Consider the following 16,319-nt stretch of genomic DNA (forward strand, 5'->3'; position numbering starts at 1 on the left):
GGGAAAGGGGTTCCCGGACGCGGCGAACCGCGCGGCACAACCAGTGGCAGGCCGCGCGTCGTGCGCGCCGCGCCCGGGAGGTAACCAGCATGCGGATGCGCCAACGTCCGGCGAATCGGGCGAAACCACGCGTTCGGGTAAGCTAAACGCCCGTTTCGCGGCAGGAATTTTCCGACCGATGGCCGATGCCCGCGCCGCAGTCCAGCTCGCCGACCAGCGCATCCTGCTGTGCGTATGCGGCGGCATTGCCGCGTACAAGGCGGCCGAACTGGTCCGGCGCCTGCGCGACGCCGGGGCGCAGGTGCAGGTGGCGATGACCGATGCCGCGAGGCGCTTCGTCGGTACCACCACGTTCCAGGCCCTCTCGGGGTTCCCGGTGCGCACCTCGCTGTGGGACGAAGCGGCGGAAGCTGCAATGGGCCACATCGAACTGGCGCGCTGGGCCGACCGCATCGTGGTCGCGCCCGCCACCGCGAACACCCTGGCCAAGCTCACCCACGGTTTCGCCGACGACCTGGTCAGCACGCTCTGCCTGGCCACCAGCGCGCCCATCACGGTGTGCCCGGCGATGAACCACCGCATGTGGCTGCATCCCGCCACCCAGGCCAACATCGCCACGCTGCGCGCGCGCGGGGTGCAGGTGATCGGCCCCGCCGACGGCCCGCTGGCCGAGGGCGAATCCGGCCCGGGGCGGCTGAGCGAACCCATGGACATCGTCGCCGCGCTCGCCGGGGCGATGCGATGAGCTTGCGCGGACGCCGCGTCGTGGTCAGCGCGGGACCGACCTTCGAGGACCTGGATCCGGTCCGCTTCATCGGCAACCGCAGCAGCGGCAAGATGGGCTTTGCCATTGCCGGCGCCGCGGCACGCCAGGGTGCCCAGGTGGTGCTGATCGCGGGCCCGGTGTCGCTTCCGACGCCGCCCGGTGTCGCCCGCATCGATGTGCGCAGCGCCGCGCAGATGCATGCGGCGGTGCTGGATGCCTTGCCCGCCGACGTCTACATCGGTGCGGCCGCCGTCGCCGACTTCACCCCGCGCCACGTCGCTCCCGGCAAGATCAAGAAGCAGGCCGGCATGGACACGCTGGTGCTGGAGCTGGTCCGCACCCCCGACATCCTCGCGGACGTCGCCGCGCATGCGTCGCGGCCGCGCCTGGTGGTCGGTTTTGCGGCAGAAACCGACCATGTGGAGCAGTACGCACGGGGCAAGCTGGAGAAGAAGCGCCTCGATCTGATCGCCGCCAATCGCGTCGGCGTCGCCGGCAGCGGCTTCGAGAGCGACGACAACGCGCTGGTGGTGTACGGGCGCGCCGGTTTCGAGCGGGCGTTGGGGCCGGCGTCGAAGGCCGAGTTGGCAGACAACTTGCTTGAACTGATCTCGGCGTCGCTGGACTGAGCGCCTGGCGCCGCGCGCGGCGATAACGCAACCGCAGGAACCGCATGCACCACACGCTTGAACTGAAGATCCTCGACGCGCGCTTCGGCGCCGAGTGGCCATTGCCCGAATACGCCACGCCGGCCAGCGCCGGCCTCGACCTGCGCGCCGCGCTCGACACGGCGCTGACGCTGGCCCCGGGCGATGCCGCCCTGGTGCCATCGGGCCTCGCGATCCACGTCGGCGATCCGACCATGTGCGCGGTGATCCTGCCGCGCTCCGGCCTGGGGCATAAGCACGGGATCGTGCTCGGCAACGGTACCGGCCTGATCGACGCGGACTACCAGGGGCCGCTCATGATCAGCGTGTGGAATCGGGGTCGTGAGGCTTTTACGATTCAGCCCGGGGACCGCATTGCCCAGCTCGTGGTGCTGCCGATCGTGCGGGCGACGCTGCAGGTGGTGGACGAATTCGAAGCCAGCGCGCGTGGCGCGGGCGGCTTCGGGCATACCGGCGTGCGCTGAGCAGCGCTGCGACGGCGGAATTACGACAGGACTGGATGATGACCGAGAAGAAGACCCTTGCCCCCGCGCAGCTCAAGCTGCTGTGCCAGCTCGCCGCAGTCGTGCTGGCGCTGCTGGCCGCGTGGTTCGGATGGAGCGCGTGGGAGCAGTTCCGCGACAGCAACCGCAGGGACGCGGTGGCACGGGCCCGCGACGCGGCCGTGCAGGGCGCGCAGGGCCTGCTCGCGGCGGAGCAGAAGCAGTTCGCGGCGCAGCTGCAGAGCGCGCCGGTGCAGGCGGCATTGGCCGCCAACGACCTGCGCCTGGCCGGTGAAGCGCTGACCCAGGGGTGGGCATCGGCGACCGACGGCGAAGTCCTCTCCACCGACCTGGATCCCGCCTACGCCGGCCTGCCCAAGACGGGATACGGCCGGCTCGCCGCGATGGAGCAGGCGCTGGCGGACCGCAAGCCGGTGGCGTGGGTCGTGACCGACGGCCTGGGCAAGCGGAAGCTCGCCCTGGCCGCGCCGGTGCTGCGCGGCGCCGAGCTTGTGGGCGTCGCCAGCGTGCGCCTGCCGCTGGACAAGCTCGCCGGCGGCGTCGAAGGCGCGCGGGTGCCGGAGGAGACCTACCTGGCCCTGCGCCAGGGTTCCTCGAGCCTGGTCGAGCGTGGTGACAAGGCCCTGGGCAATGGCGCCGAGGCCATGGCGGCCAAGGTCCCGGGCAGCGACCTGCGCATCGCCGCCGCGGTGCCGGATGTCGCGGGCGGACCGCTCGGCCTGGGCTGGTTGCCGTGTGCAATCGCGACCGTGCTGCTGGCGCTTGGTGCGCTGGGCGCATGGTTCTACCCCACGCTCGCGGGACGTCGCCGCGGCCTGCAGGCCACGGCGGTCGGCGAAGCCGAACCGACGCTGGCGCAGATGCAGGTGGCGGCCGACCTGGGCGCGCCGCCGCCGGCGGCCGTCGCGAAGCAGCCCGAAGCCGCGCCGGCGCCGAAGACCGGCGTGATCATCGATCGCGGCATTTTCCGGGCGTACGACGTCCGCGGCGTGGTCGGCAAGACCCTGGATGCCGGCATCGCCGAGCTCCTGGGCCAGTCGATCGGTTCGCTCATGCAGCAGCAGGGCCTGCTCGACATCGTGGTGGGCCGCGACGGGCGGCTTTCCGGGCCGGAACTGACCGAGGGCCTGATCAATGGCCTGCGCAAGGCCGGCCGCAACGTCATCGACATCGGCATGGCGCCGACGCCGGTGATCTATTTCGGCGCCTACCACCTGCGCGCCGGCTCCTGCGTGTCGGTCACCGGCAGCCACAACCCGCCCGACTACAACGGCTTCAAGATCGTCGTCGGCGGCGAGACCCTGTCCGGCGACAGCATCACCGACCTGTACAGCCGCATCGCCGACGACCGCCTGCATACCGCCGATGCGCCCGGCAACGTGCGCTTCCAGGACATCAGCGACGACTACGTCCAGCGCATCGCCAGCGATGTCCAGATCGACCGCCCGCTCAAGGTCGTGGTCGATGCCGGTAACGGCGTCGCCGGCGATATCGGCCCGCGCGTGCTGTCGGCGATCGGCGCCGAGGTCACGCCGCTGTATTGCGAGATCGACGGCACCTTCCCCAACCACCATCCGGACCCGAGCGAGCCGCACAACCTCAACGACCTGATCCGCATGGTCGAGCGCCTCGACGCCGACCTGGGCATCGCCTTCGACGGCGACGGCGACCGCCTCGGCGTGGTCACGCGCGACGGCCAGAACATCTACCCCGACCGCCTGCTGATGCTGTTCGCGCAGGACGTGCTGGAACGCAACCCCGGCGCGATGATCATCTTCGACGTGAAGTGCACCGGCCGTCTGCCGGGCCATATCCTCCGCCACGGCGGCAGCCCGCTGATGTGGAAGACCGGACACTCGCTGATCAAGGGCAAGATGCGCGAAACCGGCGCGGAGCTGGCCGGCGAGATGAGCGGCCACTTCTTCTTCAAGGAGCGCTGGTACGGCTTCGACGACGGCATCTACGCCGCGGCGCGCCTGCTCGAGATCCTCTCGGTGCAGCCCGGGACCCCGGCGGCCACGCTGGCGGCGCTGCCCGATGGCGTGTCCACGCCGGAAATCAAGGTCGATGCACCCGACGGCGATCCGCATGCCTTCGTGGAGCGGTTCCGGAGTGCGGCGCAGTTCGAGGGCGGGCGCATGTCGACGATCGACGGCCTGCGCGTGGATTTCAGCGACGGCTGGGGCCTGGTGCGCGCGTCCAACACCACGCCGGTGCTGGTGATGCGATTCGACGCCGACAACCAGGGCGCACTGCAGCGCATCCAGCAGGCCTTCCGCGAGCAGTTGCTTGCCTTGAAGCGGGATCTCCCGCTGCCGTTCTGAGCCCCATGCGGGCGTGAAGCAGGCACAAAAAAGCCGGTCCAGGACCGGCTTTTTTGCGCGTTGCGCCGCGTGGCGTCAGGTGCCCTCGACCGGGGCTTCGGTCGCTCCCTTGGGTGCCTTCAACTCGCGATAGGTCTGCAACGCATGCCCCAGTTCGGCATCGATCTCGGTGCGGTTCTTGCGGTGGCTCACCAGCATCGCCTGCTGCCGCATCAGTTCGGCATGCTGGGTCTGGATGGTGCCGGTGAGGTTGGCCGGCACGGGCTTGCCGGCCAGTTCGGCCTCGCCGGCCTGCCGCAGCAGGCTGATCAGGCTCTGGCGCAGGCCGCCGATGCTCAGCTGCGACGCCTTGATGGTGTCGTCGAGCAGGGCGATGCGCTCGTTGAAGGCCCGACGCAGGTCGGCCTCGGTAGCGTAGGACTCGGCCATCGCGTGTTCGCGCAGACGCCGGGCGGCCTGCTGGAACTGCGTCTCCGCCTCGATCTGGGCCTGCGCCGCCGCGGCGGCGCGTTCGGCGGGGGTGAGCGCACGGTCGACCTGCCCGGTCGCCAGGCCGCTCTTGGCGCTGATTTCGGTGCGCGCGCTGTCGGCAGCCGAGGCGGGCAGGGCATCGCCGCACACCTTGCGGCCACCCTCGTTCCAGCAGTACAGCTTCTTCTTCGGCGCCTCCTGGGCGCCCGCGGGAGCGGCCACCAGGACGGTGGCGAGTGCCAACACCAACGGTGCGTAGTACGACTTGCTCATGTAAGTGATGCCGAATGTCCTTTGCACTGGAGCATGCAAGGACCGCGCCAGTCGTGCTCGCGGTCGCGTCACGCTTCGGCTTCGCTGCCGTAGCGGGCGCGGTACTCCAGCAGCCGTTCGCGCTGGGCGGCCAGGTCGGGCTGGCCCCCGGCGAGGTGGAGGAGATCGGCCAGGCTCGCGACCGAGATCACCGGCAGGCCATGTTCGCCCGCGACAGTTTGTGCCGCGGAGCGTCGCGACGCGCTCGGATCCACGGCTTCCTGGCGGTCCAGCGCGATCACGATGCCCGCGGCGACGCCGCCGGCCTCGCGAATGATCGCCAGCGCCTCGCGAATGGCCGTTCCGGCGGTGATCACGTCGTCGACGATCAGTACCCGCTGTCCGGCCAGCGGCGCGCCGATCAGGATGCCGCCCTCGCCGTGGGCCTTGGCCTCCTTGCGGTTGAAGGCCAGCGGCAGGTCGCGGCCGCGCCGCGCGTATTCGCAGGCGACCGCGGTCGCCAGCGGGATGCCCTTGTACGCCGGGCCGAACAGCAGGTCGAAGCCGACCCCGTGCGCGTCGATCGCATCCGCGTAGCAGGTGGCCAGTTCGGCCAGCAGCGCGCCGCTATTGAACAGGCCGGCGTTGAAGAAGTACGGACTATGGCGCCCCGACTTGAGGGTGAACTCGCCGAAGCGCAGCGCCTGTGCGCGCAATGCGAGCTGGAGGAAACGGGAACGGTGGTCGTTCATCGGCGTGCGGCTGGGGAGAGTAGGTGAATTCTGCCGCATCGCAATTGCGCCTGCGTGCGCTAGGCTGCGACCTTCGTCCCCGCCCCGGCCTTCATGCGCATCATCAGCTTCAACGCCAACGGCATCCGCTCCGCCGCCAACAAGGGGTTTTTCGACTGGTTCGCCGCGCAGGACGCGGACGTGCTGTGCCTGCAGGAGACCAAGGCGCAGGAACACCAGCTCGGCGATCCCGATGGCCCGGTCGACAACGTCTTCCGCCCCCAGGGCTATCGCGCCTGCTTCAAGGACGCCAGCACCAAGAAGGGCTACAGCGGCGTCGCCATCTACTCCAGGCGCGAACCGGACGAAGTGCTGACCGCGATGGGCTGGCCGGCCTTTGACGACGAGGGCCGCTACATCGAAGCGCGGTATGGCAACCTGAGCGTGGTGTCCATGTACATCCCCTCGGGCTCCTCGGGCGAGCTGCGCCAGGGCTTCAAGTTCGAAGTCATGCAGTGGCTAGAGCCGATCCTGCAGCAATGGCTCCATTCCGGCCGTGACTACGTGTTGTGCGGCGACTGGAACATCGTGCGCAGCCGCCTCGACATCAAGAACTGGACTTCGAACCAGAAGAACTCGGGCTGCCTGCCGCAGGAGCGCGATTGGCTGAACGGCATGTGCCAAGCGGACGTGGGCTGGGTCGATGCCTACCGCCATCTGCATGCCGAAGGCCAGGACTACACCTGGTGGAGCAACCGCGGCGCGGCGCGCGCCAAGAACGTGGGCTGGCGGATCGATTACCAGTTCGTGACGCCGTCGCTGCGGGACAGGCTGAAGGCGTGCGCGATCCACCCGACGCCACGCTTCTCCGACCACGCCCCCTTCTCCGTGGATTACGCCCCATGACCGATGCCGCCGTGCCCGCCAGCAAGCCCCCAAAGCCGTCGGTCTGGAAGGCGTTCACCCAACCCGCGGCGTGGACGATGTTCTTCTTCGGCTTCGCGTCGGGCCTGCCGTTCCTGCTGGTCGCCGGCACCCTGGCGTACTGGCTGAAGGAGCACGGTATCGTGCTCAAGGAAATCACGGTCATCGCCAGCGCCGGCATGACCTACGCGCTGAAGTTCCTGTGGGCGCCGTTGCTCGACCACTCACGCCTGCCTATCTTCTCGCGCCTGGGGCAGCGACGGGGATGGCTGCTGTTCGCACAGACGGGCGTGACCGCCGGCCTGCTCGCGATGTCGTTGGTTACGCCGTCGCAGCTGGGCCTGTTCGTCGGCTGCACATTGCTGGTTGCCTTCGCGGGCGCGACCCAGGACATCGCCGTCGATGCCTACCGAATCGAAATCGCGCCGCCTTCCGCGCAGGGAGCGCTTACCGCCACGTATTCGCTCGGCTACCGGATCGCGCTGATCATCACCGGAGCGTTCGCGTTGTTCATGGCCGACCGGATGGCATGGGCCGCGGTGTACCAGTTGATGGCTGTATTGATGCTCCTGCCGATCGCGGTGACGTGCATCGCGCGCGAGCCTGAGGTGCTGCGCAAACGACCCGCCGGCTGGAACGAGGCGATGCGTGAGGCCGTCGCCGAACCATTCGTGGACTTCTTCCGTCGTTACGGGTGGCAGACGGCCACGTTGACGCTGTTGTTCATCCTCCTGTTCAAGATTCCCGAGCAGGCACTGGTGGGCGGAATCATGAGTCCGTTCTACCTGGACATGGGTTTCAGCAAGACCGAGATCGGTGCGATCACGAAGATCTACGGCATCTGGATGGGCATCCTTGGCGTGTTCCTGGCCGGCATGGCGATCGCGCGGTGGGGCGTTCGGCGCCCGCTGATCGCATCGATCGTGCTCTGCGCCAGTTGCAACCTGCTGTACGTTTGGCTGATCGGCCATCATGGCGATCTCGCCGCACTGACCCTGGTGATTTCGGCGGAGAACATCACGCTCGGATTCCTGGGGACGGCGGCGGTCGCGTTCCTGTCCACCCTGGTCAACCGCCAGCACACCGCGACCCAGTACGCGCTGCTCAGTTCGATGGTCAATCTGCCGGGCAAGGTGCTTGGAGTGTTCGCCGGCGGCATCGTCGAGGCGACCGGCTATGGTTCGTATTTCGTGATCGCCACCTTGGCAGTCCTGCCGGCGACCGCGCTCTTCATATATCTGTGGCCGCGGTTCCGGGAGGCGGATCGGGTGTCGAGGTCCACGGCGTCGGACGATATGTGACCAGGGAATGATCGAAGTAGTATTGACCTCGGCCTACCCGTGTCAGCATCCCCCGATGACCGAGATCGTCCTGCGCGACATCGATCCCGTCCTGGCGGACCGCATCCGCCGCATCGCGGACGCGCGTCGCTGGGACCTGCCCCGCACCTTGCAGCACCTGCTCGAGCAGGGTTTGTACGCGGTGGAGTCGGACATGAATGTCCGTTTCAGCGACACCGACAGCGACGCCCTGCGTGCGGCCATCGCCGCCCTGGAAGACGTGCCCAACGATCCCGGCTTCTCGTTGATTGGCCGCGTCGAGCATCCCGACAAAGCGGATGCGCCCACCGCTGACGCCAGTTTCAGCTTCGCCGGTTTCGGCGAGCGCAAGGACCCGGTGTAGCCCGCGCTCCGGCGCGGTCAAGCCGCGGGATAGACCACACCGAGCACGCGCGGGCCGCGTGCCCCGCTGACGCTGGGCAGGTTTCCCGGCAGCCCGGCGAGGGCCTGGCGCGCAAGCCAGGCGAAACCCATGGCTTCGACGAAGTCCGGGTCGATGCCGTGGATCGCGGTGGATTCGACCTGCATGCCGGGAAGGTGCGCGGCGATCCGCCGCAACAGTTGCGGGTTGTGCACGCCGCCGCCGCACACCAGCACGCGGCGCGTCGATGGCTGGTGCGACCGCAGGGCCGCGGCCACGCTGGCCGCGGTCAGTTCCAGCAAGGTCGCCTGCACGGCGGCGGGCGACTCGCGCCCCGCCAGGCGCGATTCCACCCAGTCCAGATGGAAGACCTCGCGGCCGGTGCTCTTCGGTGGCGGTAACGCGAACCACGGTTCGTCCAGCAGGCGTTGCAGCAGCTCCGCATCGCTCGCGCCGCTGGCCGCGAAGGCGCCACCTGCGTCGTAGGCCTGGCCCGTATGCCGCGCGCACCACGCATCCATGAGCGCATTGGCTGGGCCGGTGTCGAAGCCGCGCACCTCGCCCTGCCGCGGCAGCAGGGTGAAGTTGGCGATGCCGCCGAGGTTGAGCACCGCGCGGTCCTCGTCCGGCGAATGCAGCAGGGCGTTGTGCAGCGCGGGCAGCAGCGGCGCGCCGTGTCCGCCCGCGGCGACGTCGCGCCGGCGGAAATCGGCGACAGTGGCAATCCCGGTTCGTTCCGCGATCACGTGGGCATCGCCGAGCTGCATCGTGAACGGATCGACGCCGTCGAACGCCGCGCCTGCCGGCCGATGGCGCACGGTCTGTCCGTGCGAACCGATCGCGCGCACCTGCGCGGGGGTGAACCCTGCCTCCACCGTCAGCCGCAGGGCGGCGTCGGCGAAGTGTTCACCGATGCGCACATCGAGAGTGCCGACTTCGTCGATCGAATCGATCGCCGCACCCTGGCCCAGTGCAATCAGGCGCGCGCGCAAGGCCTCGGGCCAAGCGTAAGTGCGCCCATGGATCAGTTCGCAGTGGTGGCCGTCGTCGTCGAAACGCACCAGCGCGGCATCGATGCCGTCGGCGCTGGTGCCCGAGATCAGGCCAAGGAAGACTTGCGTTGCGTGGGTGTGCTGCGCCATTCGCGCAGTAAACAATCCCGGGTCGCGCTTGGATAGTGCCCGGCGGGCGCCGGGCACTTCATGCGCAGGGCGTCTCAGCTCTTGCGGTTGCCCTTCTTGCCGCCCGCCGTGACCGCCACCTGCTGCTTGGACGCGGGGCTGGCGTCGGCGTAGATGATGTTCTCGACCTTCTGTATGCGCGCGAGCGCAACCGCGGTCTGCTGGCGGAACTGCGCCAGCGCCACGCCGCTCAGCGGTTCCGGCGGCGGCATCGTGATCGACAGCGGATTGCGATGCACGCCGTTGACGCGGAATTCGTAGTGGAGGTGCGGCCCGGTCGACATGCCGGTGGTGCCCACGTAGCCGATGACGGTGCCCTGGGCGATGCGCTGGCCGCGCTTGATCTTGCCCAGGCGCGACATGTGGCCGTACAGGGTCGTGTAGCCGCGGCCGTGGTCGAGCACGACTGCGTTGCCGTAGCCGCCCTGCCAGCCCGCCGAGACCACGCGCGCATCGCCAGCGGCCATGATCGGCGTGCCGACGCTGGCGGCGTAATCGACGCCCTTGTGCATGCGCATGCGCCCGAGCACCGGGTGCCGACGCGCGCCGAAGCCGGACGTGAGGCGCGCATACGGAATCGGCATGCGGATGAAGCTCTTCTTGAGCGGACGGCCGTCGCCAGTGAAATACTCGGCCTTGCCGCTGCGTGCGAAGCGGAAGCCGGTGTGCAGCTTGTCGCCGGTGGTGAAGGTGGCCGCGAGCACCGGGCCGGTGCTGATCAGCTTGCCTTCGCGCCAGGTCTGCTCGACCACGACGCTGAAGCGATCATTCGCGGCGACGTCGTCGTTGAAGTCGATGTCGTACTTGAAGATGTCGTCCGTCAGCGTGTTGATGTTCGCCGGCGTCAGCCCGGCCTTGCGCGCCGAGCGGAACAGCGAACGGCCGACCTTGCCGCTGAGCACGACCGTGCGCGTATCCGTCGCACGCTCGATCACCTTCTGATGGATCTGCTCGCCGTCGAAAGTCAGCTCGACGCGGTGGGTGGCGTCGCGGTCAAAGCGCAGGGCGCGTAGTTCGCTGCCCTGGCCGCCTTCGCCGACCGGCAGGTCGAATGCCAGTTCCGTGCCGGGCTTGAGCCGGGTCAGGGATTCGCGCGCGCCCGGCTGCTGCAACACCTGGTGCAGCGTGGCTGGCGACAGGCCGAATTCCTTGAACAGCGCGGCAAGGGTCTGGCCGCGTTCGACTCGCACCAGCTGCCAGCTGTCACCGGCTTCCCCATGCAGGCGCGCCATCGGCAGCGACGGGAGCGGCAATGCCATTGAAAGATGCTGGGCAGGTGCCGGTGCCGAGTGGGTCGGGGTGAAACCGGGAATGATCGCCGCCACCAGCATGCCGAGCGTCGCCACCAGGCTCGCCTGCGCCCACTGCCGCCGCGACCAGCGGCCGTTGAAACCGGCAGAAAGATGGCGGGCCAGAACCGGCCGGTGCAGCGCCGCCTCGCGCAGCGCCTTGAGTCGTTCGCGCCGTTGCGCGCCCAATCCGGATTTGCCCATCGCTACCATCCCCCTCAATTCAATTCGAAATTTCCGGTAGCCACTCCGTGGTTCCGAACGCTGTACGCGTGTGACGTGCACGCGACGGCGGTACCATAGACACGTGAGCTGTCCGCGTCAAATCATTGAAGCGCAAAGGAATTTTGACGTGCAGCCCGGTTTAACACCGTGTTAACTTGCCCCTAACGAATTTCACGCCGGCCATCGCATTCAGGCGGGCGCCACTCATCGGAAAAATGCCGTGCCCGACTCCCGCACCAACGACACCCTCGATCTGATCTCGCGCGGCGCCGAGGAAATCCTCAAGCGCGACGAACTGGAGGTCCGTCTCAAGGGCGGACGGCCGCTGCGCATCAAGGCCGGCTTCGATCCGACTGCCCCGGACCTGCACCTGGGCCATACCGTCCTGCTCAACAAGATGCGGCAGTTCCAGGAGCTCGGCCATCAGGTGATTTTCCTGATCGGCGACTTCACTGGAATGATCGGTGACCCGACCGGCAAGAACGCTACCCGCAAGCCGCTAACGCGCGAGGACGTGCTCGCGAACGCGCAGACGTACGCCGACCAGGTCTTCAAGGTCCTGGACAAGGAGCGCACCGAAGTCCGCTTCAACAGCGAATGGTTCGGCCAGATGTCGGCCGCCGACATGGTCAGGCTGGCCGCGCAGCACACGGTGGCGCGCATGCTCGAGCGCGACGATTTTGCCAAGCGCTATGCCGCGCAGCAGTCGATCGCGATCCACGAGTTCCTGTATCCGCTGGTGCAGGGTTACGACTCGGTCGCGCTGAAGGCAGACGTTGAACTCGGCGGAACCGACCAGAAGTTCAATCTGCTGATGGGCCGCGGGCTGCAGGAACACTTCGGCCAGGCGCCGCAGATCGTCCTGACGATGCCGCTGCTTGAAGGACTCGATGGCGTCAACAAGATGTCGAAGTCGCTCGGCAACTACATCGGCATCAACGAGCCGGCGATCGATATCGTTACCAAGACGATGAAGATCGACGACACCCTGATGTGGCGCTGGATTGACCTGCTCAGCTTTGAAATCTCCATCGCCGAAGCGGCTGCGTTGAAGCGCGAAATCGAATGCGGCGCCCTTAATCCGCGTGACCTCAAGCTGCGCCTGGCGCGTGAACTTGCCGCGCGCTTCCATGGTCCGGTTGCCGCCGAAACCGCCGTCGCCGGCTGGAATGCAGCGGTGCGCGGCGAGGGCGATACGGCATCCCTGCCGCTGAGCGACGTGCTGGTGCCGGCGGACGGACTGCGCATAGCCGCGCTGCTCACGGCTGCGGGCCTCACCCCAAGCAACTCGGAAGCCAATCGCAAGCTCAAGGAGCGGGCGGTGCGGATCGATGGCGAGGTGGTCGAGGATGCGCAGCGGGTTTTCGCGCCTGGTTTCGAAGGCGTGCTCGCGGTAGGCAAGCGCACGTTTGCGCGAGTTCGCCTGGTGTCGGCATGAAGCGACAACGCGATTGGAGCGCTGCGACCTGACTGCTGGGCGCGCTGAGCAAGCTGAGCGCGCGGCAACGGTGCTCCGTCAAGCGGAAATTTGTCGGGAATCCTCTTCCCATTTGGATCGCAGCTGTGCACAATGCGCGCCCCGCTGACCGGGTAGCCCTTGAGGGGCGGAACGGGAAGGCGGGGAGGCCAAAAAAGATTGCGACGTGGTGTTGACGGAATCGAAATTGGCTGTAAGATAGTCGGCTCCCTCGGGCACTTTGGTGCGGCGGGGAAGCGGTAAAGGGGAAGCGGCGCTGAGGCCAATTCCTGGGATCTTTGACAGTGTGCGCAGGTGACTTGTGCGGGCGTCTGGCCGGTGGCGTTGTCCATCAGCAGCCGTTCGTAACAGAGTCCAAATGAGTCAAGAAAGCAAGCAATTGCGAGTAATCGAGTGATTGGGGCTCAGGAACGACGTCTGCACTCAAAATATTTGGATCTTCGGATCCATGCAGTTTTAAGTGAAGAGTTTGATCCTGGCTCAGAGTGAACGCTGGCGGCAGGCCTAACACATGCAAGTCGAGCGGCAGCGCGGGGGCAACCCTGGCGGCGAGCGGCGGACGGGTGAGGAATGCGTCGGAATCTGCCTTTTTGTGGGGGATAACGTAGGGAAACTTACGCTAATACCGCATACGACCTACGGGTGAAAGTGGGGGACCGCAAGGCCTCACGCAGAAAGATGAGCCGACGCCGGATTAGCTAGTTGGCGGGGTAAAGGCCCACCAAGGCGACGATCCGTAGCTGGTCTGAGAGGATGATCAGCCACACTGGAACTGAGACACGGTCCAGACTCCTACGGGAGGCAGCAGTGGGGAATATTGGACAATGGGCGCAAGCCTGATCCAGCCATGCCGCGTGTGTGAAGAAGGCCTTCGGGTTGTAAAGCACTTTTGTCCGGAAAGAAAAGCATCGGGTTAATAACCCGGTGTCATGACGGTACCGGAAGAATAAGCACCGGCTAACTTCGTGCCAGCAGCCGCGGTAATACGAAGGGTGCAAGCGTTACTCGGAATTACTGGGCGTAAAGCGTGCGTAGGTGGTTCGTTAAGTCTGATGTGAAAGCCCTGGGCTCAACCTGGGAATGGCATTGGATACTGGCGACCTAGAGTGCGGTAGAGGGTAGCGGAATTCCCGGTGTAGCAGTGAAATGCGTAGATATCGGGAGGAACATCCGTGGCGAAGGCGGCTACCTGGACCAGCACTGACACTGAGGCACGAAAGCGTGGGGAGCAAACAGGATTAGATACCCTGGTAGTCCACGCCCTAAACGATGCGAACTGGATGTTGGGTGCAACTTGGCACTCAGTATCGAAGCTAACGCGTTAAGTTCGCCGCCTGGGAAGTACGGTCGCAAGACTGAAACTCAAAGGAATTGACGGGGGCCCGCACAAGCGGTGGAGTATGTGGTTTAATTCGATGCAACGCGCAGAACCTTACCTGGCCTTGACATGTCGCGAACTTTCCAGAGATGGATTGGTGCCTTCGGGAACGCGAACACAGGTGCTGCATGGCTGTCGTCAGCTCGTGTCGTGAGATGTTGGGTTAAGTCCCGCAACGAGCGCAACCCTTGTCCTTAGTTGCCAGCACGTAATGGTGGGAACTCTAAGGAGACCGCCGGTGACAAACCGGAGGAAGGTGGGGATGACGTCAAGTCATCATGGCCCTTACGGCCAGGGCTACACACGTACTACAATGGGAAGGACAGAGGGCTGCAAACCCGCGAGGGCGAGCCAATCCCAGAAACCTTCTCTCAGTCCGGATTGGAGTCTGCAACTCGACTCCATGAAGTCGGAATCGCTAGTAATCGCAGATCAGCATTGCTGCGGTGAATACGTTCCCGGGCCTTGTACACACCGCCCGTCACACCATGGGAGTTTGTTGCACCAGAAGCAGGTAGCTTAACCGCAAGGGGGGCGCTTGCCACGGTGTGGCCGATGACTGGGGTGAAGTCGTAACAAGGTAGCCGTATCGGAAGGTGCGGCTGGATCACCTCCTTTAGAGACAAAGACAGCTAAGCCTGTCAGACGTCCGCACAAGTGACCTGCATTCAGAGTTCCCGGTAGTCAGGGGGCGAATACGTTGTTATTCGCGCCGTGATTGACCGCGGGAGCGTCCCGTTTTCAATGGGGCTTTAGCTCAGCTGGGAGAGCACCTGCTTTGCAAGCAGGGGGTCGTCGGTTCGATCCCGACAAGCTCCACCACGCCAGGCAAGACTTTTGGGTCTGTAGCTCAGGTGGTTAGAGCGCACCCCTGATAAGGGTGAGGCCGGTGGTTCGAGTCCTCCCAGACCCACCACTAATCCCGACGGCAACTCTGAACTGCGCACACACATGAAGATTTGAAACGATTGCGGCGCTGAAGCCGGATTCGTGTTCTTTGAAAACTGGGAATTGTAGCGAGCGTTCTGAGACAGAAGGTCTACAGACGTGTCGTGAGGCTAAGGCGGGGCCCTCGAGGCCCTAACATTTGAAGTTGTCGTAATTCGCGTCGGGGCTTTGTACCCCCCGGCACTACGATAATCCTGAGGCGACTTGGGGTTATATGGTCAAGCGAATAAGCGCACACGGTGGATGCCTTGGCGGTCAGAGGCGATGAAGGACGTGGCAGCCTGCGAAAAGTGCGGGGGAGCTGGCAACAAGCATTGATCCCGCAATGTCCGAATGGGGAAACCCACCTAGCAATAGGTATCCTGCAGTGAATACATAGCTGCTGGAAGCGAACCCGGAGAACTGAAATATCTAAGTACCCGGAGGAAAAGAAATCAACCGAGATTCCCCCAGTAGTGACGAGCGAACGGGGAGCAGCCCTTAAGTTGAGTAAGGTTTAGCAAAACGATCTGGAAAGGTCGGCCATAGACGGTGACAGCCCGGTATGCGAAAGACCTCATTCAATGAAATCGAGTAAGGCGGGGCACGAGAAACCCTGTCTGAATATGGGGGGACCATCCTCCAAGGCTAAATACTCCTGACCGACCGATAGTGAACCAGTACCGTGAGGGAAAGGCGAAAAGAACCCTGGTGAAGGGAGTGAAATAGACCCTGAAACCGTGTGCGTACAAGCAGTAGGAGCCCTTCGGGGTGACTGCGTACCTTTTGTATAATGGGTCAGCGACTTACTGTTCGTGGCGAGCTTAACCGTATAGGGGAGGCGAAGGGAAACCGAGTCTGATAAGGGCGCATAGTCGCGGGCAGTAGACCCGAAACCGGGTGATCTAGTCATGCCCAGGGTGAAGGTACCGTAACAGGTACTGGAGGCCCGAACCCACTCCCGTTGCAAAGGTAGGGGATGAGGTGTGATTAGGAGTGAAAAGCTAATCGAACCCGGAGATAGCTGGTTCTCCTCGAAAGCTATTTAGGTAGCGCCTCGCGTGAATCTTCTTGGGGGTAGAGCACTGTTATGGCTAGGGGGTCATTGCGACTTACCAAACCATGGCAAACTCCGAATACCAAGACAGACTGCGCGGGAGACACACGGCGGGTGCTAACGTCCGTCGTGAAAAGGGAAACAACCCAGACCCACAGCTAAGGTCCCAAATTTCGTGCTAAGTGGAAAACGATGTGGAAAGGCACAGACAGCCAGGAGGTTGGCTTAGAAGCAGCCACCCTTTAAAGAAAGCGTAATAGCTCACTGGTCGAGTCGGTCTGCGCGGAAGATTTAACGGGGCTAAGCACGAAACCGAAGCTTGGGGTGCATACTTTGTATGCGCGGTAGAGGAGCGTTCCGTACGCCGTTGAAGGTGGCTTGAGAAGGCTGCTGGAGGTATCGGAAGTGCGAATGCTGACATGAGTAACGATAATGCGGGTGAAAA

Annotated in this window: 9 protein-coding genes, 2 tRNA genes, 2 rRNA genes and 2 pseudogenes; 11 read left to right on the forward strand and 4 right to left on the reverse strand. The window is 65.2% G+C overall.

What is annotated here, in order from left to right; translation table 11 throughout:
• Positions 1-178 precede the first annotated feature (178 nt).
• The 3 genes and pseudogenes from coaBC to BP05_RS12160 all read left to right on the forward strand — a co-directional run bounded on the left by coaBC (position 179) and on the right by BP05_RS12160 (position 4,261).
• Positions 179-1,395 (forward strand): annotated as a pseudogene (gene coaBC / locus BP05_RS12150) (bifunctional phosphopantothenoylcysteine decarboxylase/phosphopantothenate--cysteine ligase CoaBC).
• A 44-nt stretch (positions 1,396-1,439) separates the two neighbouring features.
• Complete coding sequence (dut, locus tag BP05_RS12155; RefSeq protein ID WP_496363785.1) at positions 1,440-1,898, forward strand: dUTP diphosphatase; 459 nt, start codon at positions 1,440-1,442, stop codon at positions 1,896-1,898.
• Between the two features lie 38 nt (positions 1,899-1,936).
• Positions 1,937-4,261, forward strand: a complete 2,325-nt coding sequence (locus BP05_RS12160) for a phosphomannomutase/phosphoglucomutase (protein WP_496363787.1) — start codon at positions 1,937-1,939, stop codon at positions 4,259-4,261.
• 75 nt (positions 4,262-4,336) lie between these two features.
• Here the strand turns inward: BP05_RS12160 and BP05_RS12165 are convergent, their stop codons facing one another.
• Positions 4,337-5,005, reverse strand: coding sequence for a hypothetical protein (locus BP05_RS12165; protein ID WP_496363789.1), 669 nt, complete (start codon positions 5,003-5,005; stop codon positions 4,337-4,339).
• A gap of 68 nt (positions 5,006-5,073) precedes the next feature.
• Entirely contained in the window at positions 5,074-5,736 is a 663-nt protein-coding gene (gene pyrE, locus BP05_RS12170; RefSeq protein WP_496363791.1) for an orotate phosphoribosyltransferase, read from the reverse strand.
• Between the two features lie 93 nt (positions 5,737-5,829).
• Here pyrE and BP05_RS12175 point away from each other — a divergent pair, with 93 nt between their 5' ends.
• The 3 genes and pseudogenes from BP05_RS12175 to BP05_RS12185 all read left to right on the forward strand — a co-directional run.
• On the forward strand, positions 5,830-6,621 hold the full coding sequence (locus BP05_RS12175; protein ID WP_496363793.1) for an exodeoxyribonuclease III: 792 nt from the start codon (positions 5,830-5,832) through the stop codon (positions 6,619-6,621).
• The gene (locus BP05_RS12180; protein WP_496363795.1) at positions 6,618-7,940 is read left to right on the forward strand and encodes an AmpG family muropeptide MFS transporter; all 1,323 of its coding nucleotides are present in this window, start codon (positions 6,618-6,620) and stop codon (positions 7,938-7,940) included. Before BP05_RS12175 ends, BP05_RS12180 begins: the two co-directional genes overlap by 4 nt.
• Positions 7,941-7,995: 55 nt before the next feature.
• Positions 7,996-8,214: pseudogene (locus BP05_RS12185) on the forward strand (hypothetical protein); the annotation flags it as partial.
• Between the two features lie 125 nt (positions 8,215-8,339).
• Here BP05_RS12185 and BP05_RS12190 read toward each other — a convergent pair.
• Positions 8,340-9,482, reverse strand: coding sequence for an anhydro-N-acetylmuramic acid kinase (locus tag BP05_RS12190; protein ID WP_496363797.1), 1,143 nt, complete (start codon positions 9,480-9,482; stop codon positions 8,340-8,342).
• 74 nt (positions 9,483-9,556) lie between these two features.
• On the reverse strand, positions 9,557-11,014 hold the full coding sequence (locus tag BP05_RS12195) for a peptidoglycan DD-metalloendopeptidase family protein (RefSeq protein WP_496363799.1): 1,458 nt from the start codon (positions 11,012-11,014) through the stop codon (positions 9,557-9,559).
• A gap of 241 nt (positions 11,015-11,255) precedes the next feature.
• Here BP05_RS12195 and tyrS point away from each other — a divergent pair, with 241 nt between their 5' ends.
• From tyrS to BP05_RS12220, 5 genes are all read left to right on the forward strand, one after another.
• Positions 11,256-12,473, forward strand: a complete 1,218-nt coding sequence (gene tyrS / locus BP05_RS12200; RefSeq protein WP_496363801.1) for a tyrosine--tRNA ligase — start codon at positions 11,256-11,258, stop codon at positions 12,471-12,473.
• A 496-nt stretch (positions 12,474-12,969) separates the two neighbouring features.
• A 16S ribosomal RNA gene (locus BP05_RS12205) occupies positions 12,970-14,508 on the forward strand.
• Between the two features lie 128 nt (positions 14,509-14,636).
• Positions 14,637-14,712: transfer RNA gene (locus tag BP05_RS12210), tRNA-Ala, on the forward strand.
• Between the two features lie 17 nt (positions 14,713-14,729).
• Positions 14,730-14,806: transfer RNA gene (locus BP05_RS12215), tRNA-Ile, on the forward strand.
• A 248-nt stretch (positions 14,807-15,054) separates the two neighbouring features.
• Positions 15,055-16,319: ribosomal RNA gene (locus tag BP05_RS12220) — 23S ribosomal RNA — on the forward strand; the annotation flags it as partial.

The sequence above is a fragment of the Lysobacter oryzae DSM 21044 genome, from assembly GCF_059568595.1.

Bases quoted from the DNA above. Each gene is read 5' to 3' on its own strand.
- BP05_RS12175 (WP_496363793.1), top strand. From the start codon at position 5,830: ATGCGCATCATCAGCTTCAACGCCAACGGCATCCGCTCCGCCGCCAAC.
- dut (WP_496363785.1), top strand. From the start codon at position 1,440: ATGCACCACACGCTTGAACTGAAGATCCTCGACGCGCGCTTCGGCGCC.
- BP05_RS12165 (WP_496363789.1), bottom strand. From the start codon at position 5,005: ATGAGCAAGTCGTACTACGCACCGTTGGTGTTGGCACTCGCCACCGTC.
- BP05_RS12160 (WP_496363787.1), top strand. From the start codon at position 1,937: ATGACCGAGAAGAAGACCCTTGCCCCCGCGCAGCTCAAGCTGCTGTGC.
- BP05_RS12195 (WP_496363799.1), bottom strand. From the start codon at position 11,014: ATGGGCAAATCCGGATTGGGCGCGCAACGGCGCGAACGACTCAAGGCG.
- BP05_RS12180 (WP_496363795.1), top strand. From the start codon at position 6,618: ATGACCGATGCCGCCGTGCCCGCCAGCAAGCCCCCAAAGCCGTCGGTC.
- BP05_RS12190 (WP_496363797.1), bottom strand. From the start codon at position 9,482: ATGGCGCAGCACACCCACGCAACGCAAGTCTTCCTTGGCCTGATCTCG.
- pyrE (WP_496363791.1), bottom strand. From the start codon at position 5,736: ATGAACGACCACCGTTCCCGTTTCCTCCAGCTCGCATTGCGCGCACAG.